At 77.2% G+C, this 26,021-nt stretch carries 2 protein-coding genes; both read left to right on the top strand.

The annotated features are described in order from the left end of the window. The first annotated feature begins 54 nt into the window (after positions 1 to 54). Positions 55 to 14,709 (top strand): non-ribosomal peptide synthetase, encoded by a 14,655-nt coding sequence (locus tag ABT369_RS28900; RefSeq protein ID WP_350616593.1) that lies wholly within the window; start codon positions 55 to 57, stop codon positions 14,707 to 14,709. Further along, positions 14,706 to 26,006, top strand: coding sequence for a non-ribosomal peptide synthetase (locus tag ABT369_RS28895; protein ID WP_350616591.1), 11,301 nt, complete (start codon positions 14,706 to 14,708; stop codon positions 26,004 to 26,006). The genes ABT369_RS28900 and ABT369_RS28895 overlap by 4 nt, the downstream gene beginning before the upstream one ends. The last annotated feature ends 15 nt before the right edge of the window (positions 26,007 to 26,021 follow it).

The following is a 26,021-nucleotide window of genomic DNA, read 5'->3' as shown; positions in this document are numbered from 1 at the left end:
CGCCGCGCCGGCCCCGGTGCGGCGGGCCCTGCGCTGCTCAAGGAGAGCCACACCGTGACCGACCGTCTCGACCTCACCGGAGCCCAGGCCGGGGTCTGGTACGCCCACCAGATCGATCCCGGCCCGGCGTTCACGACGGCCGCGTGCGTCGACATCGACGGCGACATCGACCCGCGCCTGTTCGAGCGGGCGCTGCGCCGGGTCGTCGGCGAGGCCGAGGCCCTGCGCGTGCGGATCACGGCGGACGGGCGGCAGGAGATCGGCGAGCCGCGGTGGGAGCTCGAGGTCGGCGACGACGCGGAGGCCTGGCTCGCCCGGGACGCCACCGTCGACCTGGCGGCCGGGCCGCTCTTCGCGCAGGCACTGGTCCGGCGCGGTCCCGGGCGCTGGACGTGGTACCAGCGCTGCCACCACCTCGTGACGGACGCGTACACGTTCGCGCTCCTCGCCCAGCGCCTGGCCGCGGTCTACACCGCGCTGGCGGCGGGGGAGGAGCCGGCGCCGTCGCCGTTCGGCCGGCTCGCCGACGTCGTGGCCGAGGACGCCGCCTACCGCGCCTCCGAGCGCTTCGAGCGCGACCGCGCGTTCTGGCGCGAGCACCTCGCCGGGATCGAGGTGCCCGACCTCGCCTCGGGCCCGGCCCGCCCCGGCCCCACCTTCCTGCGCCGCCGGGTGAGCGTGGACGCGGCGAACGCCCGCGCCGAGGCCGTGCTGGCCGCCGTCGCGCTCTACGTGCACCGGCTCACCGGCGCCGGTGAGGTCGTGCTGGGCCTGCCGATGATGGGCCGCCTCGGCTCCGTCGCCGCGAAGGTCCCCGTCACCGCCGTCAACGTGCTACCGCTGCGCGTGGCCGTGCACCCCGCCGACACCATCTCCGGGCTCGTGCGCCGGGTCGCGGCCGGGCTGCGGGCGATCCGGGCGCATCAGCGGTACCGCGGCGAGGACATCCGCCGCGACCTCGGGCTCGTCGGCGGCGACCGGCGCCTGGTCGGCCCGTGGGTCAACATCAAGCCCTTCGGCACCGTGCTGTCCTTCGCCGGCGCGCCGGGCTCGCCCCGATACCTGTCCGCCGGGCCGGTCGACGACCTCTCCATCACCGTCGACGACCGGGGCGGGGACGTACTCGAGATCGTCCTCGACGCCAACCCCGCCCGGTACACCGAGGCGTCCCTGGCCGCCCACGCCGAGCGCCTGGCCGCCCTCTTCGCCGCGTTCGCCGCCGCCGGCCCGGACACGCCCACCGGCCGGCTCGGCCTGGTCGCCGCCCCGCCGCTCGCGGACACCGCGCATGCCCTGCCCGCGGCCGGATTCGCCGAGCTCTGGCGCGGCTCGGGGGCGGCCGTCGTCGACGCCTCCGGCGAGGTCACCTACGCCGAGCTCCGGCAGCGGGTCGAGGCCCTGGCCGCCGGGCTGCACGAGCGTGGCATCCACAGTGGACGGACGGTCGCGGTCTGCCTGCCGCGCACCGCCGACCTGCTCGTCACCCTGCTCGCCGTGCAGCGCACCGGTGCCGCGTACCTCCCGCTCGACCCCGACTTCCCGGCCGACCGCCTCGCCTGGATGCTGGAGGACTCGGCCCCGGCCCTGCTCGTCACCTCCGGCGCCGTGCGCGCACCCGCGGCGGACGTGCCCGTGCTGCGCCTCGACGAGGGCGTGCCCGCTGCGGCGCGCCCGTGCCCGCCGCTGGAGCACCGGCCGCACGATGCCGCCTACGTGCTGTACACCTCCGGCTCCACGGGTCGTCCCAAGGGCGTCGTGGTGACCCGGGAGAACCTCGTCAACTTCCTGCTCGCCATGCGCGCGGAGATCCCCCTCGCCCCGTCGGACCGCCTGGTCGCCGTCACCACGGTGAGCTTCGACATCAGCGGCCTGGAGTTGTACCTGCCGCTGCTCGCCGGCGCCGCCGTCGTCCTCGCGGCCAAGGAGACCGTGCAGGACCCCTCGGCGCTGGCCGGACTCGTGCGCCGGACCGGCGCGACGGTCGTGCAGGCGACCCCGACGCTCTGGCAGGCGCTGATCGAGACGCCCGGCGGGGCCGCGGCGCTGTCCGGCCTGCGGGTGCTCGTCGGCGGCGAGGCCCTGCCGCCGGAGCTCGCCGCCGGGCTGCGCAAGCACGCGGCCGAGGTGACCAACCTCTACGGCCCGACCGAGACGACGATCTGGTCCACCGCCAACCGGCTCACCGACGACACCGTGAGCGTCGGGACGCCGATCTGGAACACCCGCGCCTACGTCCTGGACGCCGCGCTGCGCCCGGTCCCCGACGGCTTCCCCGGCGAGCTGTACCTCGGCGGCGCCGGCGTCGCCCGCGGCTACCTCAACCGCCCCGGCCTCACCGCGTCCCGCTTCGTCGCCGACCCGTACGCGCCCGGCGAGCGCATGTACCGCACCGGCGACCTGGCCGTGCGCCGCGCCGGCGGCACCTTCGACGTGCTCGGCCGGGTGGACCACCAGGTGAAGCTGCGCGGCTTCCGCATCGAGCTGGGCGAGGTCGAGGCCGTGCTCACCGCCCAGGCCGGCGTCCAGCGCGCGGTCGCGGTGATCCGCGAGGACAGCCCCGGCGACCGCCGCCTCGTCGCCTACGTCGTCCCCGAGTCCACTGTGGACGCCGCGGCCCTTCGGCGGGCGGCCGCCGAGGCGCTGCCCGACTACATGGTGCCGTCGGCCGTCGTCGCGCTCGACGCGCTGCCCACCACCCCGAACGGCAAGCTCGACCGCAACGCCCTGCCCGCCCCCGACTACGTCGCCGGGCCCGTCGAGGCGGCCCGCGGCCCGCAGGAGGAGCTGCTCGCGGGCATCTTCGCCGAGGTGCTGGGCCTGCCCGCGGTCGGCGTGCGCGAGGACTTCTTCGCCCTCGGCGGGCACTCGCTGCTCGCCGCCCGGGTCGCGGCCCGAGTCCGCGGCGTCTTCGGCGCCGACCTGGCCCTGCGGGACGTGTTCGACGCGCCCACGGTCGCGGCCCTCGCCGCACGCCTGGACTCCGCGGCCCGCCCGGCCCGCCCGCCCCTGCTCCCCGGGGCCGCGACCGGCGAGGTCCTCTCGCCCGCGCAGCGCCGGCTGTGGTTCCTGGAGCGCCTGGAGGGTCCGAGCGCCACGTACAACCTGCCCCTGGCCGTCGAGCTGGACGGCGCCCTGGACGTCGGCGCGCTGCGGGCCGCGCTGGCCGACCTGACCGCCCGGCACGAGCCGCTGCGCACGATCTTCCCCGAGCGCGACGGCCGGCCGGCGGCCGTGCTGCGCCCCGCCGGTGTGGAGCTCACCGTCGAGTCCATCGGGTCCGCCGGGCCCATCGGGTCCGCCGCGGACGTCGAGGCGGCCGTCAGGCGGCCGTTCGACATCACCCGCGAGATCCCGATCCGGGCGACGCTGTTCGCGGCCGGGCCGGACCGGCACGTGCTGCTGCTCGTCGTGCACCACATCGCCGGCGACGAGTGGTCGCTCACGCCGATGCTCGACGACCTCGCCACCGCCTACGCCGCCCGCGCCGAGGGCCGCGCGCCGGACTTCGCCCCGCTGCCGGTCCGCTACGCCGACTACGCCGTGTGGCAGGCCGCCCTCCCCCTCGACGAGCACCTCGACTTCTGGCGCGACGCGCTCGCCGGGGCGCCCGAGACCCTGCGGCTGCCCGCCGACCGGCCCCGCCCGGCCGAGGCCTCCGCGACCGGCGCCACGCTCGCGTTCCCGATCGCCCCGGAGCTGGAGGCGGCGCTGCGGGGCCTTGCCCGGGCGCACGGCGTCACGCTGTTCATGACCGTCCAGGCCGCCGTCGCCGCGCTGCTGTCCCGCCTCGGGGCCGGCGACGACATCCCCCTCGGCACCCCGGTCGCGGGCCGCCCCGACGAGGCCCTGGAGCGGCTGGCCGGGTTCTTCGCCAACACCGTGGTCCTGCGCACCGACCTCTCCGGCGACCCGACCTTCGCCGAGCTGCTCGGCCGCGTCCGCGCCGCCGACCTGGCCGCGCTCGCGCACCAGGACCTGCCGTTCGACCGGCTCGTGGAGGCGCTCAACCCGCACCGCTCGCTCGCGCACCACCCGCTGTTCTGCGTGATGGTGTCGTACCAGGCGCCGCTGCCCGCCGTCGCCGGCTTCCCCGGCATCCGGGCGACCCCGCGACTGGTGGCCACCGGCACCGCCAAGTTCGACCTGACCTTCGACGTGGCCGAGCGCGACGGCGGGCTGGCCGGGAGCCTGGAGTACCGCTCGGACCTGTTCGACCCGGCCACCGCCGAGGCCCTGGCCGCCCGCTTCGTGCGGCTCCTGGAGGCGGTCACGGCCGCGCCCGACCGGCCGATCGGGGAGGCGGACCTGCTCGGCCCGGCCGAGCGCGCGGCCCTGTCCGGCGCCTGGCAGGGTCCGCGGCGGGCCATCGCGCCGCGGACGCTGCCCGAGCTGTTCGCGGCCCAGGTCGCGGCCCGCCCGGACGCGGTCGCCGTCGAGGACGGGGACCGGTCGCTCACCTTCGCCGAGCTCGACGCGCTGTCGAACCGGCTCGCGCACACGCTGCTCGCCGCGGGCGCCGGGCCCGAGCGGATCGTCGGCGTGCGGCTGCCCCGGTCCGCGGAGCAGATCGTGGCGCTGCTCGGCGTCGTCAAGTCGGGGGCCGCCTACCTGCCGCTCGACGTCGACCACCCGACCGCCCGGGTCGAGGCTCAGCTGCGCGACGCCGGGCCGGTCGCGGTGGTGACGGAGCTCGACGTCGACCACCCCACCGCCCGCGTCGAGGCCCAGCCGCGCGACGCCGGGCCGGTCGCCGTGGTGACGCGGCTCGACCTCGCGCCCGACGACTCCCCGCCGGTCGTGGACCTGCGGCCGGAGCACCCCGCCTACGTCGTCTACACGTCCGGCTCGACCGGCCGCCCGAAGGGCGTCGTCGTCCCGCACGCCGGGCTCGCCGGGCTGGTCGAGAGCGTCCGCGAGGTCTTCGGCACCGGCCCCGGCACCCGGGCCGCCCAGTTCGTCTCGCCCGCCGTCGACGTGGCCCTCAGCGAGGTGGCCGCGTCCCTGCTCTCGGGCGGAACCCTGGTCATCGTCCCCGGCGAGGCCCGCCTCGGCCCGCCGCTCGGCGAGTTCGCCGGCCGGCACCGCCTCACGCACGCCGACCTGCCGCCGGCCCTGCTCGCGGCGCTGCCCGAGAGCGCCCTGCCCGCGGGCGTCACGGTGACGATCGGCGGCGAGGCGCCCTCGGCCGAGGTCGTGCGGCGGTGGTCGCGGGGGCGGCGGCTCGTGAACGCGTACGGCCCGACCGAGGCGACCGTCACCGCGACGACCTGGATCGCCGGCGACGGCCCGGTGCTGATCGGCCGGCCGGACCTCAACCGCACCGCGCACGTGCTCGACGCCCGGCTGCGCCCGGTCCCGCCCGGCGCCCCCGGTGAGCTGTACCTCGGCGGCGACGGCCTGGCCCGCGGCTACCTCGGCGCGCCCGCCCTGACCGCCGAGCGCTTCGTCGCCGACCCGTTCAGCCCCGGCCGGCGCATGTACCGCACCGGCGACCTGGCCCGCCGCACCCCCGACGGCCGCCTGGAGTTCCTCGGCCGCACCGACGACCAGGTGCAGATCCGCGGCTTCCGGGTCGAGCCGGCCGAGGTCGAGGCGGTCCTGTCGGAGCACCCGGCCGTGGCCCAGGCGGTCGTGGTCCCGCTCGAGCGTCGCCTTGTCGCCTATGTCGTCGGGGATGCCGAGGACCTGCGGACGGACCTGCGGGCGTGGGCCGCGGCCCGGCTGCCCGAGCACCTGGTCCCCGCCGACGTGGTCGTGCTGCACGCGCTGCCGATGACGGCGGCCGGAAAGGTCGACCGGCGCGCCCTGCCCGCCCCCGGCAGTGCAACCGTTCCCGCCGCCGAGCCGCGCACGCCCGAAGAGGCCGTCCTCGCCGGCCTCTTCGCCGAGCTGCTGGGCCGCCCGGCCGGGGTCGACGACGGCTTCTTCGCCCTCGGCGGCGACAGCATCCTGTCCATCCAGCTCGTCTCCCGGGCCCGGGCGGCGGGCCTGCACATCGCCCCGCGCCAGGTGTTCGAGCACCAGAGCGTCGCGGCCCTCGCCCGGGTCGCCGAGCCCGTCGCGCCCGCGGCGACGGCGGTGCCGGGGGCCGGGATCGTGCCGGAGACCCCGATCATCGCCTGGCTGCGCGGGCTGCACGCGGACGTGTCCCGCTACTCGCAGGCCCTGCTCCTGCGCACGCCGGCCGGCCTGACCCGCGACGACGTCGCCCGCGTCCTGCGCGCCGGGCTCGCCCCGCACCTGATCCTGGGCGCCCGCCTGGAGGCCGGCGGCGACCGCTGGCAGCTCCACGTCCCCGAGGTCCCGTCCGACCCGCCGCTGCGCGTCGCCACCCACGGCGACATCCGGGCCGAGCGGGAGGCGGCCGCCGACCGGCTCGACCCGGCCGGCGGGGTCATGGTGCAGGCGGTGTGGTTCGACCGCGGGGCCGAGCCCGGGCGCCTGCTGCTCGTCGCGCACCACCTTGTCGTCGACGGCGTCTCGTGGCGCATCCTCGCCGAGGACATCGCGGCGGCCGGGCGCGGGGAGACGCCCGTCGCCGCCGGCACGCCGTTTCGGGCCTGGGCCGAGGGGCTGCGCGCGGTCGTCCGGGACGGGGCCGAGCCGGGCCACTGGCGCGACGTCCTCGGCGGGCCCGTGACCCGGCTCGGCGCCGTCCCGCTCGACCCGGCCCGGGACACCGCGGCCACCCTGCGGTCGGTCACCGTCACCGTGGAGCCCTCGCTCGCCGGGCCGCTGCTGAGCTCCGTCCCCGGCACCTTCCGCGCCGGGGTGCAGGACGTGCTGCTCGCCGGGCTCGTGCTCGCCCTGGCCCGCCGCGCCGGCTCGGCCGCCGAGCCGCTCGTCGCGCTCGAGGGCCACGGCCGCGAGGAGGCCCTGGTCCCCGGGGCCGACCTCGTGCGCACCGTCGGGTGGTTCACCAGCGAGTACCCGGTGCGGCTGCCGGCCGCGAGCGGCGGCCCGGCGGCCGTGGTCCGCGGCGTGAAGGAGCGCCTGCGGGCCGTCCCGGACGGCGGCGTCGGCTACGGCCTGCTGGACCACGCCGAGGGGGCCGAGCCCGAGGTCCTCTTCAACTACCTCGGCCGGTTCGCCGCCGAGGCGGCCCGGGACTGGGGGATCGCCGACGAACTGCCCGCCGCCCACGCGACCGCCGCGCCCGGCATGCCCGTCCGGCACCGCCTGTCGGTGAACGCGTCCACGCTGGACACCGCCGACGGGCCGGTGCTGCGCGCCGAGTTCTCCTACCCCGGCGCCGCCCTCGCCGACGAGGACGCCAGGCGCATCGCCGACGACTGGTTCGCCGCGCTCGTCGCGATCAGCGCCGCCGTGCACGAGCCCGGCGCCGGGCGGCTCACCCCGGCCGACGTGCCCCTCGCCGGCCTCGACGCCGGAGAGCTGGACGCGCTCGACGACGGTGGCCCTGTCGGTGGCCTGGTCGACGTGCTGCCGCTGTCCCCGCTGCAGGAGGGCCTGTACTACCTGGCGAGCGCCGACGACGAGCACGACGTCTACACGGTGCAGCAGGTCTACACCCTCGCCGGGGCCGTCGACGCCCAGCGGCTGCGGGGCGCGGCCGCGGGGCTGCTGGAGCGGTACCCGAACCTGCGCGGTGGCTTCGCCCGCACCGCCTCCGGCCGCGCGGTGCAGACGATCCCGGCCACCGCCCCGGTCCCGTTCACCGAGCTGGACCTGAGCGCCGCGCCGGACCCGGCCGCGGCCCTGGCCGAGCTGGCCCGCACCGAGCGCGGCCGCCGCTTCGACCTGTCCGCCCCACCGCTGCTGCGCTTCGTGCTCGCCCGCCTCGGCGACGGCGACTTCCGGCTCGTGCTCACCCAGCACCACCTGCTCATGGACGGCTGGTCGGGCCCGCTCGCGATGCGGGACCTCTTCGCGCTCTACGCGGGCCGGCCGGGCCCGGCCCCGCGCCCCTATCGCGACTACCTGGCCTGGCTCGCCGCCCAGGACCGGGCCCCGAGCGAGCGGGCCTGGCGCGACGCCCTCGCCGGCGTCGACGAGCCGACCCTGGTCGCGCCGGGCGCGAGCGCCGCGGCCGTGCTGCCCGAGGTGGCCGAGCTGGTCGTCGACCCCGGCCCGCTGACCGAGCTGGCCCGCGCCCACGGGCTCACGCTCAACACCCTCGTGCAGGGCGCCTGGGCGCTGGTCCTCGCCGAGCTGACCGGGCGCACCGACGTCGTCTTCGGCGCCACCGTGTCCGGGCGCCCCGCGGGGCTGCCCGGCGTCGAGGACATGGTCGGCCTGTTCATCAACACCGTGCCGGTGCGGGTGCGGCCCCGCCCGGACGACACCTGGGCCGGGTTCCTCGCCCGGCTGCAGGCCGAGCAGGCGGCGCTGCTGGACCACCAGCACCTGGGCCTGGCCGACCTGCAGCGCCTTGCCGGGGCCGGCGAGCTGTTCGACACGCTGACCGTGTTCGAGAGCTACCCGACCGGCGGCGCGGCCGCGGACGTGCCCGGCCTCGCGATCGGCGGTGGCATCCCGGTCGACGCCACCCACTACCCGCTCAGCCTCGTCGTCGTCCCCGGCGCCCGGCTGCGGCTGCGCCTGGAGCACCGCCCGGACCTCTACACCCGGCCGGCGGCCGAGGCCGTCCTGGCCCGGTTCGCCGAGCTCCTGCACACGAAGCCGGACACCGTCCTGGCACGGCTGTCCACTGTGGAACACCTGGAGCCCGGTCCGGCGGTCACGGTTGGGGCGGGGACCATCCTCGACGCCTTCCACGCGACGGTGCGCCGGACCCCGGACGCGATCGCCCTGCGGTCCGGCTCCGGCACCCTCACCTTCGCCGAGCTGTCCGAGCGCGTCGACCGCCTGGCCCGGGTGCTGGTCGCACGCGGTGCCGGGCCGGAGCGGACGGTCGCGGTCCTGCTGCCGCGCACCGCGGATGCGGTCGTGGCCTGGCTGGCAGCCCTGCGCTCTGGCGGTGTCTACCTGCCGATCGACGCGGACTATCCGGCCGAGCGCATCGACTACCTGCTCGAGGACGCCCGCCCGGCCGTCGTCGTCACCCTCGACCTGATCGCCCGGGACGCCGACGCCGAGCTGCCCGTCATCGACCCGCGTAGCGGCGCCTACCTGATCTACACGTCGGGGTCGACGGGCCGGCCGAAGGGGGTGGTGGTCGAGCACGCGAGCCTGATGAACCTGTTCCACCATCACCGCGAGCACGTGATGCCGGGCCACCGGGTGAAGGCCGCCCTGTCCGCCGCCACGGTGTTCGACACGTCGTGGGAGGGTGTGCTGTTCCTGGTGGCCGGGCATGAGCTGCATCTGCTGGACGATGAGACGCGCCGGGATCCGGAGCTGTTCGTCGGCTATGTGCGTGAGCATGGGATCGGCTTCCTCGACGTGACGCCGTCCCTGGCCGGTCCGCTGGTCGCGGCGGGGCTGCTGGACGAGCCGCCGGCGCTGGTCGCGCTCGGTGGGGAGGCGGCCGACCCGAAGATCTGGACGGCCCTGCGCGAAGCCACGACGGCGATCAACCTCTACGGGCCGACCGAGTGCACGGTCGACACGCTCATGGCCCGCCTCGCCGACACCGAGACGCCGTCCGTCGGCCGGCCGATCGGCAACACCCGCGCGTACGTGCTGGATGCCTGGCTGCGGCCGGCCGTGCAGGGCGAGCTGTACCTGGCCGGGGCGCAGCTCGGGCGCGGCTATCTGCACCGGCCCGGCCTGACGGCGACCCGGTTCGTGGCCGACCCGTTCGTGGCGGGCGAGCGCATGTACCGCACCGGCGACGTGGTCCGCCGCACCGACTCGGGTGCCCTCGACTTCGTGGGCCGGGCCGACGACCAGGTGAAGATCCGCGGCTTCCGGATCGAGCCCGGCGAGGTCGCCGCGGTGCTGGCCGAGCACCCGGACGTGTCCCAGGCCGTCGTCGTGGCCGTCGAAGGCCGCCTCGTCGCCTACACCGTCGGCAGCGCCGCGGACCTGCGCGAGTGGGCGGCGGCAAGGCTCCCGGGCCACCTGGTGCCCGCGGCCCTCGTGAGCCTCGACCGCATCCCGGTCACCGTCGCCGGGAAGGTCGACAAGCGCGCCCTGCCCGCGCCCGAGTTCACCGCCCTCGCGGGCGGCTCCGCACCCCGGACCCCGGCCGAGGAGATCCTCTGCGGCCTGTTCGCCGAGGTGCTGGGGCTGCCCGGGATCGGCGTCGACGACGACTTCTTCGCCCTCGGCGGCCATTCGCTGACCGCGACCGCGCTCGCCGCCCGCGTCCGCGCGGTCTTCGGCACCGCGCTGCCGGTGCGGGCCGTGTTCGACGCGCCCACCGTGGCCCGGCTCGCCGCGCGGCTGGACACGCTCGCCGGGCAGGACGCCGGACCGGCCCTGCGCCGAGCCGCACGGCCCGAGCACCTCCCGGTCTCGCCGGCCCAGCACCGGCTGTGGCTGCACCACGAGCTGAACGGGCCGGGCCCGACGTACAACGTGGCCTTCGCGCTGCGGCTCACCGGCCCGCTCGACGCCGGCGCGCTGCGGGCCGCCCTCGGCGACGTCCTCGACCGGCACGAGAGCCTGCGCACCGTGTTCCCCACCGTCGACGGGAGGCCGGTGCAGCGCGTGCTGCCGGCGGTACACCTGGAATGGACGCTGGAACGGTGCGCCGAGGCGGCCCTGCCCGGGCGGCTCGCCACCGCCGCGCGGCACGGCTTCGACCTGGCGGGCGAGCCGCTGATCCGGCCGCACCTGTTCACCCTGCACGACGACGACACCCTGCACGATGACGAGCACGTGCTGCTGCTGCTCCTGCACCACATCGTCACCGACGAATGGTCGGAGGGGCGGATCGTCGCCGACCTCGGCACCGCCTACGCCGCGCGCACCCGGGACCGGGCGCCGGACTGGGCGCCGCTGCCGGTGCAGTACGCCGACTACGCGCTGTGGCAGCACGAGCACCTCGAACGCGTACAGCCGCAGCAGTTGCAGTTCTGGCGGGACGCCCTCGCCGGCGCACCCACCGAGCTCGCGCTGCCCACCGACCGGCCCCGCCCCGCGCAGCCGTCCCACGCCGGCGGGATCGTCGCCTTCGACGTGCCCGCCGGCACCCACCGCCGCATCCGCGAGCTGGCCCGGCGCACCGGAGCCACCACGTTCATGGTGGTGCAGGCCGGCCTGGCCGCGCTGCTGCACCGCCTCGGCGCCGGCGACGACATCCCGCTCGGCAGCCCCGTCGCCGGCCGCGCCGACCAGCGCCTCGACGAGCTCGCCGGGTTCTTCGTCAACACCCTCGTGCTGCGGGCCGACCTGTCCGGCGACCCGGCGTTCGCCGAGCTGGTCGCCCGCGTCCGCGCCGCCGACCTGGCCGCGTTCGGCCACGCCGACGTGCCGTTCGACCGGGTGGTGGAGGCGCTCAACCCGGAGCGGTCCCTCGCCCGCAACCCGCTGTTCCAGGTGATGATCGCGTTCCAGCACGTGCCCGCCGCGCGACCGGGGCTGCCGGGCCTGACCACCGAGCCGGTGCCGATCGACACCGGCGTCGCCCAGTTCGACCTCGGCGTCGTCGTCACCGAGCACGACGGCGAGGACGGGCTGCGGGGCGTCCTGGAGTTCAGCGCCGACCTGTTCGACCCCGCGACCGCCGCCGCGCTCGCCGACCGGCTCGTGCGCCTGCTCGCCGCGGCCGCCGCCGCGCCGCAGCGGCGCATCGGCGAGCTCGACGTGCTCACCCCGGCCGAGCGGCACGCCGTCGCGTCCGGCTGGCAGGGCCCGCGCGCCGACACCCCGCCGTCGACGCTGCCGTCGCTGTTCGCGGCCCAGGTCGCCCTCCGCCCGTCGGCCGTGGCGATCGAGGACGGCGCGCTGAGCCTGACCTACGCGGAGCTGGACGCCCGCACCGACCGCCTCGCGCGCCGGCTCACGAGGCGGGGCGCGGGCCCGGAGCGGATCGTCATGGTGCTCCTGCCGCGCTCGGCGGATCTGTTCGCCGCCGAGCTCGCGATCGCCAAGGCGGGCGCGGCCTTCCTGCCCGTCGACCCGTCGTACCCGGCCGAGCGGGTCGCCCTGCTCGCCGAGGACGCCGCGCCGGTGCTGGCGATCACGCGCGGCGGGCCCGTGCCGGACGGCCTGCCGGTCGTCGGCCCGGACGAGGGCGACGACGACGGGGCCCTGGCCGAACCCGGCCCGGCGAACGCGGCGTACGTCATCTACACCTCGGGCTCGACCGGCCGCCCGAAGGGCGTGGTCGTCCCGCACGCCGGCCTCGCCGACCTCGCGGCCACGTTCGCGCGGCAGTGGCGGGCCGGGCCCGGCTCCCGCATCGCCCAGTTCGCCTCGCCCGCCTTCGACGTCACCGTGGCGGAGCTGGCGATCAGCCTGCTGCGCGGCGGCACCCTCGTCATCGCGCCCGAGGCGTCCCGGCTGGGCGCGCCGTTCGCCGAGTTCGTCCGCGACCGCGGCATCACCCACTTCGCGCTGCCCCCGGCCGCCCTCGCCGCGCTGCCCGGCGGCGTGGTGCCGCCCGGCGTCACCGTCGTCACCGGCGCCGACCGCTGCCCGCCCGACCTCGTCGCCCGCTGGACGGGCACGCACCGGATGCTCAACGCGTACGGCCCGACCGAGGCGACCGTCAACTCCACCTACTGGGAGTGCGAGCCCGGCGGCCCGGTCCTCATCGGCCGGCCCGACCGCAACAAGCGCGCCCACGTCCTCGACGCCGCCCTGCGCCCGGTGCCGCCCGGCGTCCCGGGGGAGCTGTACCTCGCCGGGGCCGGACTCGCCCGCGGCTACCTGGGCCGGCCCGGCCTCACGGCGGAGCGGTTCGTCGCCGACCCGTTCGCGGCCGGCGAGCGCATGTACCGCACCGGCGACCTGGCCCGCTGGACCCGCGACGGGCAGCTGGAGTTCCTCGGCCGCACCGACGACCAGGTGAAGATCCGCGGCTTCCGCATCGAGCCCGGCGAGGTCGCCGCGGCGCTGGCCGAGCACCCGGACGTCGCCCAGGCCGTCGTCGTCGCGCACGAGGGCCGCCTGGTCGCCTACGTCGTCGGCGGCGCCGGGAACCTGCGCGCGTGGGCCGCGGCCAGGCTGCCCGACCACCTCGTGCCCGCGCTCGTCGTCCCGATGGACCGCATCCCGGTCACCGTCGCCGGCAAGGTCGACCGCGGCGCCCTGCCCGAGCCGGTGCTCGAGCGCGCCGCCGCGCCGGCCGCGACCGCCGGTGAGCGGCTGTTCGCGGACCTCTTCGCGGAACTGCTCGGCCTCGACGGCGTCGGCGCGGACGAGGGCTTCTTCGCCCTCGGCGGCGACAGCATCGTGGCGCTGCAGCTCGTCGCCCGCGCCCGCGCGGCCGGCCTGGAGCTGTCGGCCCGGCAGGTGTTCGAGCACCAGACGGTCGCGGCCCTGGCCGCGGTGGCGACGCCGTCCGCCGGCGTCGTGGACGAGCCGGCCGAGGCCGCCTACGGCCCGGTCCCGCTCACGCCGATCGTCGCCTGGCTGCGCGGGCTCGGCGCCCCCATCGACACCTTCGCCCAGGCGATGGTCCTGCGCGTCCCCGCCGAGCTCACGCCGGACCGCCTCGCCGCGATCCTGCGCGCCGTCGTCGACCGGCACGACGCGCTGCGGGCCCGATGGACCGGCGAGGGCCTGGTCGTCCCGCCGCCGGGCGCGTTCGAGGGACCGCGGGTCGCGACCGGGGACCTCGCCGGGGAGCACGCCGCGGCCGTGCGCCGGCTCGACCCGCGGGAGGGCCGCATGCTCCAGGCGGTGTGGTTCCCGGCCGAGCGCCGCCTGCTCCTCGTCGCCCATCACCTGGTGGTCGACGGCGTCTCGTGGCGCATCATCGCCGGTGACCTCGCCACGGCCGCCGCCGGCCGTGAGCTGCCCCCGGTCGGGACGTCGCTGCGCACCTGGGCGACCGGCCTCGCCGCGCTGGACCGGACGGCGGAGCTGCCCCACTGGCGGTCCACACTGGACGGACACGCGGCCGAGCCGGTCCGGGCCACCGCGGGCGACCAGCGGGAGCTGACCCTGCGGCTGCCCGCCGAGGAGACCCGGCCGCTGCTCACCACCGTGCCCGAGGCGTTCCACGCCGGCGTCCAGGACGTGCTGCTGGCCGGGCTCGCCCTCGCCGTGCGGCAGTGGCGGCCGGCCACGGCCGAGTCCGGGGTGCTGCTGCGCCTGGAGGGCCACGGCCGCGAGGAGCACCTCGTCCCCGGCGCCGACCTGTCCCGCACCGTCGGCTGGTTCACCGTCGACTACCCGGTGCGCCTCGACGCCGGCGGCGACGACCCCGCCACGGCGCTCAAGCGGGTCAAGGAGCAGCTGCGGGCGGTACCGGAGCACGGCATCGGCTACGGCCTGCTGCGCGACCGCCTCCCGGCCGCGACCCCGCCGATCCTGTTCAACTACCTCGGCCGGCTGGCCGCGGGCGCCGACGACGACTGGGTGGCCGCGCCGGAGGGCGACGCGCTCGAATCCGGGCTCGACCCCTCGTTCCCGGTCGCGCACGCCCTGGAGCTCAACGCGGGGACCCTCGACCTGCCGGGCGGCCCGGAGCTGGACGTGCGGCTGACGTACGTCCGCGGCGTCCTCGACGAACAGGACGTGCACCGCCTCGGCGAGCTGTGGCGCGCGGCCCTGCACCGCCTGCGCGCCGCCGCCCCGGACGGCGGGTTCTCCCCATCCGACCTGAGCCTGGTCTCGCTGAGCCAGGACGAGATCGACGAGTTCGAAGACGAGTGGAGGCTCTTGTGACCAGCCCGGCCGGACTGCAGGACATCCTGCCCCTGTCGCCGCTGCAGGAGGGTCTGTACTTCCTGTCCGCCTACGCCGACGGCGAGCCGGACGTGTACGTCGTCCAGCAGGTCCTCACCCTGGACGGCCCGCTCGACGTGGACCGGCTCCGGGCCGCGGCCCAGGCCGTGCTCGACGGGCACGCGAACCTGCGCGCCGCGTTCCGCCCGCGCAAGGCCGGCCAGCCCGTCGCGCTGATCCCGGCGCACGTGCCGGTCTCCTTCACCGTCTCGGACTCCCCGAGCGCGGCCGACGACGAGCTGCGCAAGCCGTTCGACCTGGCCCGGCCGCCGCTGCTGCGCTGGGTGCTCGTCCGCGAGGCGCCCGAGCGGCACCGGCTCGTCCTCACCGCGCACCACATCCTGCTCGACGGCTGGTCGGCCCCGCTGCTCGTGCGCGACCTGCTCACCCGCTACGCGGGCGGGGAGCCGCCCCGGACCCGGCCCTACAAGGAGTACCTGGCCTGGGTCGCCCGTCAGGACCGGGCCGCGGCCGAGTCCGCCTGGCGCGCCGCGCTCGACGGCCTGGAGGAGCCGACGCTCCTGCGCCCGGACGCCGGCCCGGTCGCGGCCGCCCCGGAGACGATCGAGCTGCGGGTCGGCGCGGCCGCGCTCGCGGCCCACGCCCGCGACCTGGGCGTCACCGTGAACACCGTCGTGCAGGGCGCCTGGGCGCTCGTGCTCGCCGAGCTGACCGGGCGCACCGACGTCGTCTTCGGCACCACCGTCTCCGGGCGCCCCGCGGGCCTGCCCGGCGTCGAGGACATGATCGGCCTGTTCATCAACACCGTGCCCGTGCGGGTTCGGCCCCGCCCGTCCGACACCTGGGGCGCCTACCTCACCCGTCTCCAGGCCGAGCAGGCCGCCCTGCTCGACCACCAGCACACCGGCCTCGCCGCCGTCCAGCGCCAGGCCGGGCTCGGCCCGCTCTTCGACACCCTGCTCGTCTTCGAGAGCTACCCGCTCGACGAGGAGGGCGTCCGCGACCTGGAGCGCGCCGCCGGGCTCCGCCTCGCCGGGGTGACCGGCCGCGACGCCACCCACTACCCGTTCACCCTCACGGCGGTCCCGGGCGAGACGCTGATCCTGGGCGCCGAGTTCCGCCCCGACGTCGTGGACCGCGCGACCGCCGGACGCATCCTGGCCCGCCTCGCGGAGCTCCTGCCGACCGCGCCGGACACCGTCCTGGGCCGGCTGTCCACTGTGGAGCACGTGGCGGGCGATACCGCGATGGACGTCCCGCCGGGCACGATCCTCGACGAACTCGCCGCGACCGTTGCCCGCACGCCCGGCGCGACCGCGCTGGTCTGTGACGGCGAGCGGCTGACGTTCGCCGAGCTGTCCGAGCGCGTCGACCGCCTGGCCCGGGTGCTGGTCGCGCGCGGTGCCGGGCCGGAGCGGACGGTCGCGGTCCTGCTGCCGCGCACCGCGGATGCGGTCGTGGCCTGGCTGGCGGCCCTGCGGTCGGGCGGCGTATACCTGCCGATCGACCCCGGCTACCCGGCCGAGCGCGTCGAGCTGCTCCTGGCCGATGCCCGCCCGGCCGTCGTGGTGACCCCGGAGCTGCTGACCGAGGACGCCGACGCCGACCTGCCCGCGATCCACCCGCGGACGGGCGCCTACCTGATCTACACGTCGGGGTCGACGGGCCGGCCGAAGGGGGTGGTGGTCGAGCACGCGAGTCTGATGAACCTGTTCCACCATCACCGTGAGCACGTGATGCCGGGCCACCGGGTGAAGGCCGCCCTGTCCGCCGCCACGGTGTTCGACACGTCGTGGGAGGGTGTGCTGTTCCTGGTGGCCGGGCATGAGCTGCATCTGCTGGACGATGAGACGCGGCGGGATCCGGAGCTGTTCGTCGGCTATGTGCGTGAGCATGGGATCGGCTTCCTCGACGTGACGCCGTCCCTGGCCGGTCCGCTGGTCGCGGCGGGGCTGCTGGACGAGCCGCCGTCGCTGGTCGCGCTCGGTGGGGAGGCGGCCGACCCGAAGATCTGGACGGCCCTGCGCGAAGCCACGACGGCGATCAACCTCTACGGCCCCACCGAGTGCACCGTCGACACGCTCATGGCCCGGGTGTCGGAGAGCGCCGCCCCGCTCGTGGGGCGGCCGATCGGCAACACCCGCGCGTACGTCCTCGACGCCTGGCTTCGCCCCGCCTCCCACGGTGAGCTGTACCTGGCCGGCGCCCAGCTCGGCCGCGGCTACCTCGGCCTCCCCGGCCTGACGGCGACCCGGTTCGTGGCCGACCCGTTCGTGGCGGGCGAGCGCATGTACCGCACCGGCGACGTGGTCCGCCGCACCGACTCGGGTGCCCTCGACTTCGTGGGCCGGGCCGACGACCAGGTGAAGATCCGCGGCTTCCGGATCGAGCCCGGCGAGGTCGCCGCGGTGCTGGCCGAGCACCCGGACGTGTCCCAGGCCGTCGTCGTCCCGCACGACGGCCGCCTGGTCGCCTACACCGTCGGCCCGGCCGGGAACCTGCGCGAGTGGGCCGCCGGGAAGCTGCCCGAGCACCTGGTGCCCGCCGCCTTCGTGAGCCTCGACCGCATCCCGGTCACCGTCGCCGGCAAGGTGGACCGGCGCGCCCTGCCCGCGCCCGACTTCGCCGCCCTGACCGGCGACGCCGCCCCGCGCACCGCGGCCGAGGAGATCCTCTGCGGCCTCTTCGCCGAGGTCCTGGGCCTGCCCGGCGTCGGCGTCGACGACGGATTCTTCGCCCTCGGCGGCGACAGCATCGTGAGCATCCAGCTCGTCGCCCGAGCCCGCGCCGCCGGGCTGCGCATCACCCCGCGCCAGGTGTTCGAGCTGCGCACCGTCGCCGCCCTCGCCGCCGTGGCCGCCCCGGCGACCGCCACGGCCGCCGCGAACGCCGGCGGGACCGGGGACGTGCCGCTCACCCCGGCCGTTCGCTGGCTGCTCGGGGCCGGGCCGTGGCGGCGGTACAGCCAGTCGATGGTCTTCCACGCCCCGCGCGACGGCCTGCGGCACGCGGTCCAGGGCCTCCTTGACCGCCACGACCTGCTCCGCGCCCGGCTCACCCCGGCCGGCCTGCACGTGCCGCCGGCCGGAACCGTGGACGCCGCGACCCTCATCCGCACCGGCACCCGGACCCTCGGCGAGGAGCTGGAGGCCGCGGCCGACCGCCTCGACCCCGAGGCCGGGATCATGCTCCAGGTCGTCCGGCTCGGCGACCGGGTCGCGTTCGTCGCGCACCACAGCGTCGTCGACGGCGTCTCCTGGCGGATCATCGCCGACGACCTCGCGAACCCGGCGCGCACCGCCCCGGCCGGCACCTCCTTCCGCGAGTGGGCCGTGGGCCTCGGCGCCGTGGAGACCGGGAGCCAGCGCGACTACTGGCGGGCGGTCGTCGGCACCGAGGCGGAGCCGCCGCTCGGCGACCGCCCCGTCGACCCGGCCCGCGACACGGTCGCGACCGCCCGCACGGTCACCGTCGACGCGGACGCCGGGCCGCTCGGCGCGCAGGTGGCCGACCGGCTGCTGACCGGCCTGGCGCTCGCGCTCACCCGGCGCTCCGGCCGCGACTCGGTGCTCGTCGAGCTGGAGGGGCACGGCCGGGAGGAGGAGCTCGTCCCCGGGGCCGACCTGTCGCGCACGGTGGGCTGGTTCACCACCGAGTACCCGGTCCGGCTCACCCCCGGCGATCCCGCCACCGCGCTCAAGCGCGTCAAGGAGCAGCTGCGCGCGGTCCCCGACCACGGCGCCCGCTACGGGCTGCTGGACCTCGGCGGCCCCGAGCCCCAGGTGGTGTTCAACTACCTGGGACGGTTCGACGGCGGCGACCCGGAGCCCGGCGACTGGGCGCCGGTCGGCGGGCTCGGCGGCGCGGCCGACCCGGCGATGCCGCTCGCCCGGGCGCTGGAGATCAACGCGTCCGTGACCGGCGGCCGGCTCACCGCCACGCTGACCTGTCCCGGCGGCGTCCTCACCGAGGCGGCCGTGCGGGCCATCGCCGCCGACTGGTTCGCGGCCCTGGCCGAGCTGCCCGCCGGGGACCCCGGGCTCACCCCGTCGGACCTGCTGCAGCCCGGCCTCGCCCAGGACGAGATCGAGGCCCTGGAGCGGCGCCCGGGCGGGCTCGCCGACGTGTGGCCGCTGACCCCGCTGCAGGAGGGCCTGGTCGTCCTGGCCGCGCTGGCCGAAGACGTCGACCCGTACGTGGTGCAGCAGGTCCTGGAGCTCGAGGGCCCGCTCGACGCGGCCCGGCTCCGGGCCGCCGGGCAGGCGCTCCTCGACCGGCACCCCGCCCTGCGCATCGCGTTCCCGGCCGGGCCCGGCGGCGTGCTGCGCCAGGCCGTGTCCGCGCGCGCCGAGCTGCCGTGGGCCGAGGTCGACCTGCGCGACCACCCGGAGATCTTTGAGCAGGACCGCACCCGCGCCTTCGACCTGGCGCACCCCCCGCTGCTGCGCCTCACGCTGGTGAGGCTGGGTGCCGAGCACCACAAGCTCATCCTCACCAACCACCACGCGCTGCTCGACGGCTGGTCCACGCCGCTCGCCGTCCGGGACCTGTTCGACCTCTACGCCGGGCGGACGCTCGCCCGGCCGCGGCCCTACGAGGAGTACCTGCGCTGGCTGGCCCGCGCCGACCGCGGCGCCGCCGAGCGGGCCTGGCGGGACGCGCTCGCCGGCCTCGACCAGCCGACCCTCGTGGCGCCCGGCGCGGGCGCGGTCCTCGACGCCCGCCCGGGCCGGCTGGAGCGCGAGCTGCCGGCCGAGCTGACCGCGCGGCTCACCGCGCTCGCGCGGGCCCGGCAGGTCACGCTCAACACCGTCGTCCAGGCCGCCTGGGCCGTGCTGCTGGTCCAGCTCACCGGCCGCACCGACGTCGTCTTCGGCACCACCGTCTCCGGCCGGCCCGCCCAGGTCCCCGGCGTCGAGGACATGATCGGCTTCTGTATCAACACGCTGCCGGTCCGGGTGCCGCTGGACCCCGCGGAGGGCTGGGACGCGCTGCTCGACCGGCTCCAGGCCGGCCAGGCGGCGCTGCTGGAACACCAGCACCTGCCGCTCGCCGCCATCCAGCGCCAGGCCGGGATGGGGGAGCTGTTCGACACGCTCACCATCTTCGAGAGCTACCCGCTCGACGGCGACGCGCTGCGCGACGCCACCGGCGCCGGCGGGCTGCGGATGACCGAGGTCACCGGCGACGACGCCCCGCACTACCCGCTCACCCTCGCCGTCGCGCCCGGCGACCGGCTCCGCCTCGGCCTGGCCTTCCGCGCCGACGTGTTCTCCGCGGCCGGGGCCGAGGACATCCTGGATCGGTACGCCGCCGTCCTCGCCACCCTCGCCGCCCGCCCGGCCGCCCCGATCGGCCGCGCCCTGGCCGAGTTCGGCGACGCGGGACTGTCCGGGGCGGAGTCCGGGCCGGCGCACCCGGTGCCGGAGACGAGCCTGCCGGACCTGTTCCGCGCCGCCGTGGCCGCGCACCCGGACGCCGAGGCCCTGCGCTTCGAGGACGCCTCCCTGACCTACGCCCAGCTCGACCGGAGCGTGGACCGCCTCGCCTCCTGGCTGCACGCCCAGGGTGTGCGGCCGGAGAGCGTCGTCGCCGTGGCCCTGCCGCGCTCGCTGGAGCTCGTCGTCGCGCTGCACGCCGTCCACCGGGCCGGCGCGGCCTATCTGCCGCTCGACCCCGCCCACCCGCGCTCGCGCAACGAGATGCTGGTCGCGGAGGCGGGGGCTCAGGTCGTACTGACGCCGGAAAACGTGCACGAGCACGGCCCGGAGTCGTGGGAGGCGCCGCGGGTCCGGCCCGGCTCGGCGGCGTACGTCATCTTCACGTCCGGCTCGACCGGCCGGCCCAAGGGCGTGACCGTCGAGCACCGGGCGATCGTGAACCGGCTGCTGTGGATGCAGGACACGTACGGCCTCGAACCGGGCGAGCGCGTCCTGCACAAGACGCCGGCCGGCTTCGACGTGTCGGTGTGGGAGTTCTTCTGGCCGCTCCTCGCGGGCGCCACGCTGGTCGTCGCCCGCCCCGACGGCCACCGCGACCCCGCCTACCTCGCGGCCCTGATCCGCCGCGAGTCCGTCACGACGCTGCACTTCGTCCCGTCCATGCTGCGCGCCTTCCTCGCGGAGCCCTCCGCGCACGGGGTGCCGCTGCGGCGGGTGATCGCCAGCGGCGAGGCCCTGCCCGGCGACGTGGCCGCCCGCTTCGGCGCGCTGCTGCCCGGGGCGGAGCTGCACAACCTGTACGGCCCGACGGAGGCCGCGGTCGACGTCACCTTCCACCCCGTCGACCCCGCCGCGACCGGCCCGGTCCCGATCGGTCGTCCACTGTGGAACACCCGGGCCGTGGTGCTGGACCCGTGGCTGCGGCCGGTCCCGGCCGGGGTGACCGGCGAGCTGTACCTCGGCGGCGTCCAGCTCGCCCGCGGTTACCGCGGCCGGCCGGGCCTGACCGCCGAGCGCTTCGTCGCCGACCCCTTCACCCCCGGCGAACGCCTCTACCGCACCGGCGACCTGGCCCGCGTCACCGCCGGTGGGCTCCTCGAATACGCGGGCCGGACCGACGACCAGGTGAAGATCCGCGGCCAGCGCGTCGAGCCCGGCGAGATCGCCGCGGTGCTGTCCGGGCACCCGGCGGTCCGCGAGGCCGTGGTGGTGGCCCGCGAGGGGCGGCTGATCGCCTATGTGGCCGGGGACATCGACGGCCTGGGCGAGTGGGTCGCGCGGCGGCTGCCCGAGCACCTGGTGCCGGCCGCGTTCGTGCGGCTCGACGCGCTCCCGGTCACCGCGAACGGCAAGCTCGACCGGGGCCGCCTGCCCGCGCCCGACTTCGCCGCCCGGGCCGGCGACGACGAGCCGCGCACCGAGGCCGAGGCGGTGTTCGCCGCGCTCGTCGCCGGCGTGCTCGGCCTGCCCCGGGCCGGGGTCCGCGACGGCTTCTTCGCCCTCGGCGGCGACAGCATCCTCGCCCTGCAGCTCACCGCCCGGGCCCGCGAGGCCGGCTGGCGCATCACCGCCCGGGACGTCTTCGCCCGCCCGACCGTCGAGGGCCTCGCCGCCGTCGCCACGCCCGTGGAGCGGGAGCGGCGCGACGCGTCGGCCGGCTGGGGCGACATCCCGGCCACCGCGATCATGCGCGAGCCGGGCGCGGCCGACCCGCGCCTGTCGCAGTCGATGCTGCTGCGGGCGCCGGAGGGGCTCACCGACGCCGAGCTGACCCGCCGCGTGCAGGCCCTGCTCGACCGCCACGACGTGCTGCGCGCCCGCTGGACCGGCGCCGGGCTGCACGTGCCGCCGCCCGGCACCGTCGCCGCCGCCGCGCTCGTCGGCGCCGCGGACCTCGACCCGGCCGCCGGGCGCATGCTGCGGGCGGTCCGCCGCCCCGACGGCGTGCTCCTGGAGATCCACCACCTGGCCGTCGACGCCGTCTCGTGGCCGATCCTGCTCGACTTCGACGCCACCGCGGAGCCGGGCACCTCGTTCCGCGAGTGGGCCCTGGCTTTGGCGGGCACGGACCGGACGGACGAGCTGCCCTTCTGGCGCTCCGTCCTGGCCGGGACCCGGGAACCGGCCGAGCCCGTCGCCCTCGACCCGGCCCGCGACACGCTCGGCACGCTGGAACAGGTCACGGCGACGGTGCCGGCCGTCGCACTGCCCGCCTTCGGGGCCAACCAGCAGGACGTCCTGCTCGCCGCCCTCGCCCTCGTCGAGCGGGACGTGCTCGTCGAGCTGGAGGGGCACGGCCGCGAGGAGGCGCTGCTGCCCGGCGCCGACCTGTCCCGCACCGTCGGCTGGTTCACCACCGTGCACCCCGTGCGGCTGTCCGCCGCGGGCGACGACCCCGCGGCCACGCTCAAGGCCGTCAAGGAGCAGCTGCGCGCCGCCCCCGACGGCGGCATCGGCTTCGGCCTGCTCCGCGACCGCCTGCCGGCCGCGACCCCGCCGATCCTGTTCAACTATCTCGGCCGGCAAGACGACGGCGGCGACGACGGCCCGTGGCGCCCGCTCGACGGCCTGCGCGGCGACGCCGGCGACCACCTCCCGGTCCGGCACCCGTACGCCGTCGAGGCCTCCACCGTGGACGGACGCCTCCACCTCTCCATCGCCTACCCGCGCCACGCCGTCGCCGAGTCCGACGCCCGGGCGCTGCTCGACGCCTGGACGGCCCAGCTCGAACGGCTGGCCGCCCTGGCGGACGGGCCCGGCGCGCTGACCCCGTCCGACGTCCTCGCCGACGTGGACCAGGCCGCCCTCGACGAGCTCGCCCGGCGGTTCCCGGGCCTGAGCGACGTGCTGCCCCTGACCCCGCTGCAGGAGGGCCTGTTCTACCTCCACCAGCTCGACCCGGCCGGGTACGCCGTGCAGCAGTCCCTGGACCTCGACGGCGAGCTCGACCCGGAGCGCCTGCGGGCCGCGGCGGCGACGCTGCTGGACCGTCACCCCAATCTGCGGGCCGCGTTCACCACGACCGAGCAGGGCCGCCCGGTGCAGCTCATCGCGCCGTCGGCCCCGGTGCCCTGGCGCCTGGTCGAGCAGGACGCCGAGGGCGAGGCCGACCGGGAGCGGTCCCGCCCGTTCGACCTGGAGCGGGCCCCGCTGCTGCGCATGCTGCTGATCCGGCGCGGCCCCGACCGGCACACGCTCGTGCTCACCCAGCACCACCTGCTCGTCGACGGCTGGTCCGGGCCGCTGGTCGCCCGGGAGCTCTTCGCCGCCTACGCCGGGGCCCTCCCGGCGCCCGCGCGCCCCTACCGCGACTTCCTCGCCTGGCTCGCCGCCGCGGACCGGGCCGCCGCCGAGACCGCCTGGCGCGACGCCCTCGCCGGGATCGCCGAGCCGACCCTGGTCGCGCCCGGCGCCACCGGCCGGCCCGGCGGACGGCCGGGCGAGCTGAGCGCCGAGCTGCCCCCGGCCGCGGCCGCGTTCGCCAAGGCGCGCGGGATCACGCTCAACACCCTGGTGCAGGGCCTGTGGGCGGTGCTGCTGGGCCGGCTCACGGGCCGGGCCGACGTCGTCTTCGGCGCCACCGTCGCCGGCCGCCCGCCGGAGCTGACCGGCTCCGCGGAGATGATCGGCCTGTTCATCAACACCGTGCCCGTGCGCGCCCGGCTGGCCGGCGACGAGAGCTGGGCGGCGTTCCTGACCCGGCTGCAGGCCGAGCAGGCCGCGCTCCTGGAGCACCAGCACCTCGGCCTCGCCCCGATCCAGCGCCTCGCCGGGGTGGGCGAGCTGTTCGACACGCTGGTGGTGTTCGAGAGCTACCCGGTCGACGAGGACCGGCTCGAGGACAGCCAGCGCGCCGCCGGGCTGAAGCTCGCCGAGGTGACCGCCCGCGACGCCACCCACTACCCGCTCACCCTCGTGGCCGCGGACGACGACGGGCTGCACCTCACGCTGGAGTACCGCCCCGACGTCTTCGACGCCGCGACCGCCCGGCTGCTGCTCGACCGGCTCGTCGCGCTCGCGGCCGAGGCGGCCGCCGATCCGGCCCGGCCCGTCGACCGGGCCGACGCCCTCACCGCGGCCGAGCGCCACCGGATCCTCGTGGACTGGAACGCGGGGCCGGTGGACGTGGTGCCGGCGACGCTGCCCGGGCTCGTCGCCGGCTGGGCCGCGCGGACGCCGGACAACACCGCCCTGGTGGTGGGGGAGCGGCGCTGGAGCTACGCGCAGCTGGCCGCGGAGGCCGAGGCGCTGGCCGGCGTGCTCGCCGCGGCCGGGGCCGGGCCCGGGAGGATCGTGGCGCTCGTGCTGCCCCGCGGGGAGCACATCGTGCCGGCGATCCTCGGGGCGATGGGCTCCGGGGCGGCGTACCTCCCGATCGACCCCGACTATCCGCCCGCCCGCATCGCGGCCATGCTCGCCGACGCCGGCCCGGTCCTCACTCTCGCCGTGCGGTCCACAGTGGACCTGCTGCCGCCCGGCACCGAGACCCTCGTGCTCGACGGGCGCCTGCACACGGCCGCCGCGACGCCGGAGCCGATCACGCCGGAGCACCCCGCGTACGTCATCTACACCTCCGGCTCGACCGGCCGGCCCAAGGGCGTGCTCGTGCCGCACCGCGCCGTGGTGAACCTGCACGCGAGCCACCGGGCGCGCATCCTGGGCCCGGCCGCCGAGCGCCTCGGCCGCCCGCTGCGCATCGCGCACAACTGGTCGTTCGCCTTCGACGCCTCCTGGCAGCCGCTGCTGGCCCTCCTCGGCGGCGACGAACTGCACCTGGTGACCGACGAGCCGCGGCGCGACCCGCGGCTGCTCGCCGCGCTCCTGCGCGACCGCGCGATCGACGTCGTCGAGGTGGCCCCCTCGCACCTGGAGCAGCTGCTCGCGGCGGGCTTCGACGCGGCCGGGCTGGCCGTGCTCGGCGTCGGCGGGGAGGCGGTGCCCGACCCGCTCTGGGCGGCGCTGGCGGCGCTGCCGGACACCGAGTCGTACAACTTCTACGGCCCGACGGAGTGCACCGTCGACGCGGTCGTGCAGCGGGTGAAGGAGGCGCCGCGGGCGCTCATCGGCCGGCCGGTCGCCAACCTCGCGCTCTACGTCCTCGACGCCCGGCTGCGGCCCGTCCCGCCCGGCGTCGCCGGTGAGCTCTACATCGGCGGCGCCCAGGTGGCGCTGGGCTACCTGGGCCGGCCCGGCCTGACCGCCGAGCGCTTCGTCGCCGACCCGTTCGCCGCAGAGCCGGGCGCGCGCATGTACCGCACCGGCGACGTGGCCCGCTGGACCGCCGACGGGCGGATCGACTACCTGGGCCGCGCCGACGACCAGGTGAAGATCCGCGGGCACCGGGTCGAGCCGGGGGAGGTCGCGGTCGCCCTGGCCGAGCACCCCGGCGTCGGCCGGTGCGTCGTGGTCGCCGAGAGCGGGCGCCTGATCGCCTACCTGGTCGCCTCCGTGGCCGGCGACGTCGACGGGCACGAGGTGAAGGCCTGGGCGGGGCAGCGACTGCCCGCATACCTGGTGCCGGCCGCGGTCGTCGTGCTCGACGCCATCCCGCTCACCGTCAACGGCAAGCTCGACCGGGCCGCGCTGCCCCGGCCGGAGCACGTGGCCGCCGGTCGCCCGCCGCAGGGCCCGGCCGAGCGGCGCCTGGCCGCGCTCTTCGCCGAGGCGCTGGGCGTCGCCGAGGTGGGTGCGGAGGAGAGCTTCTTCGACCTCGGCGGGGACAGCATCGCCGCGATGCGGCTCACCAGCGCGGCCCGGGCCGCCGGGGTGGAGCTCAGGCTGCGCGACCTGCTCGAGCTGCGCACGGTCGCGGCCCTCGCGGGGGTGACCGCATGAGCGGTCCGGAGCGAA

Origin of the sequence: Dactylosporangium sp. NPDC000244 (genome assembly GCF_040300725.1) — a bacterium.
In the GTDB taxonomy this organism is placed as follows: domain Bacteria; phylum Actinomycetota; class Actinomycetes; order Mycobacteriales; family Micromonosporaceae; genus Dactylosporangium.
This window is presented reverse-complemented; position numbering and strand designations above follow the sequence as displayed.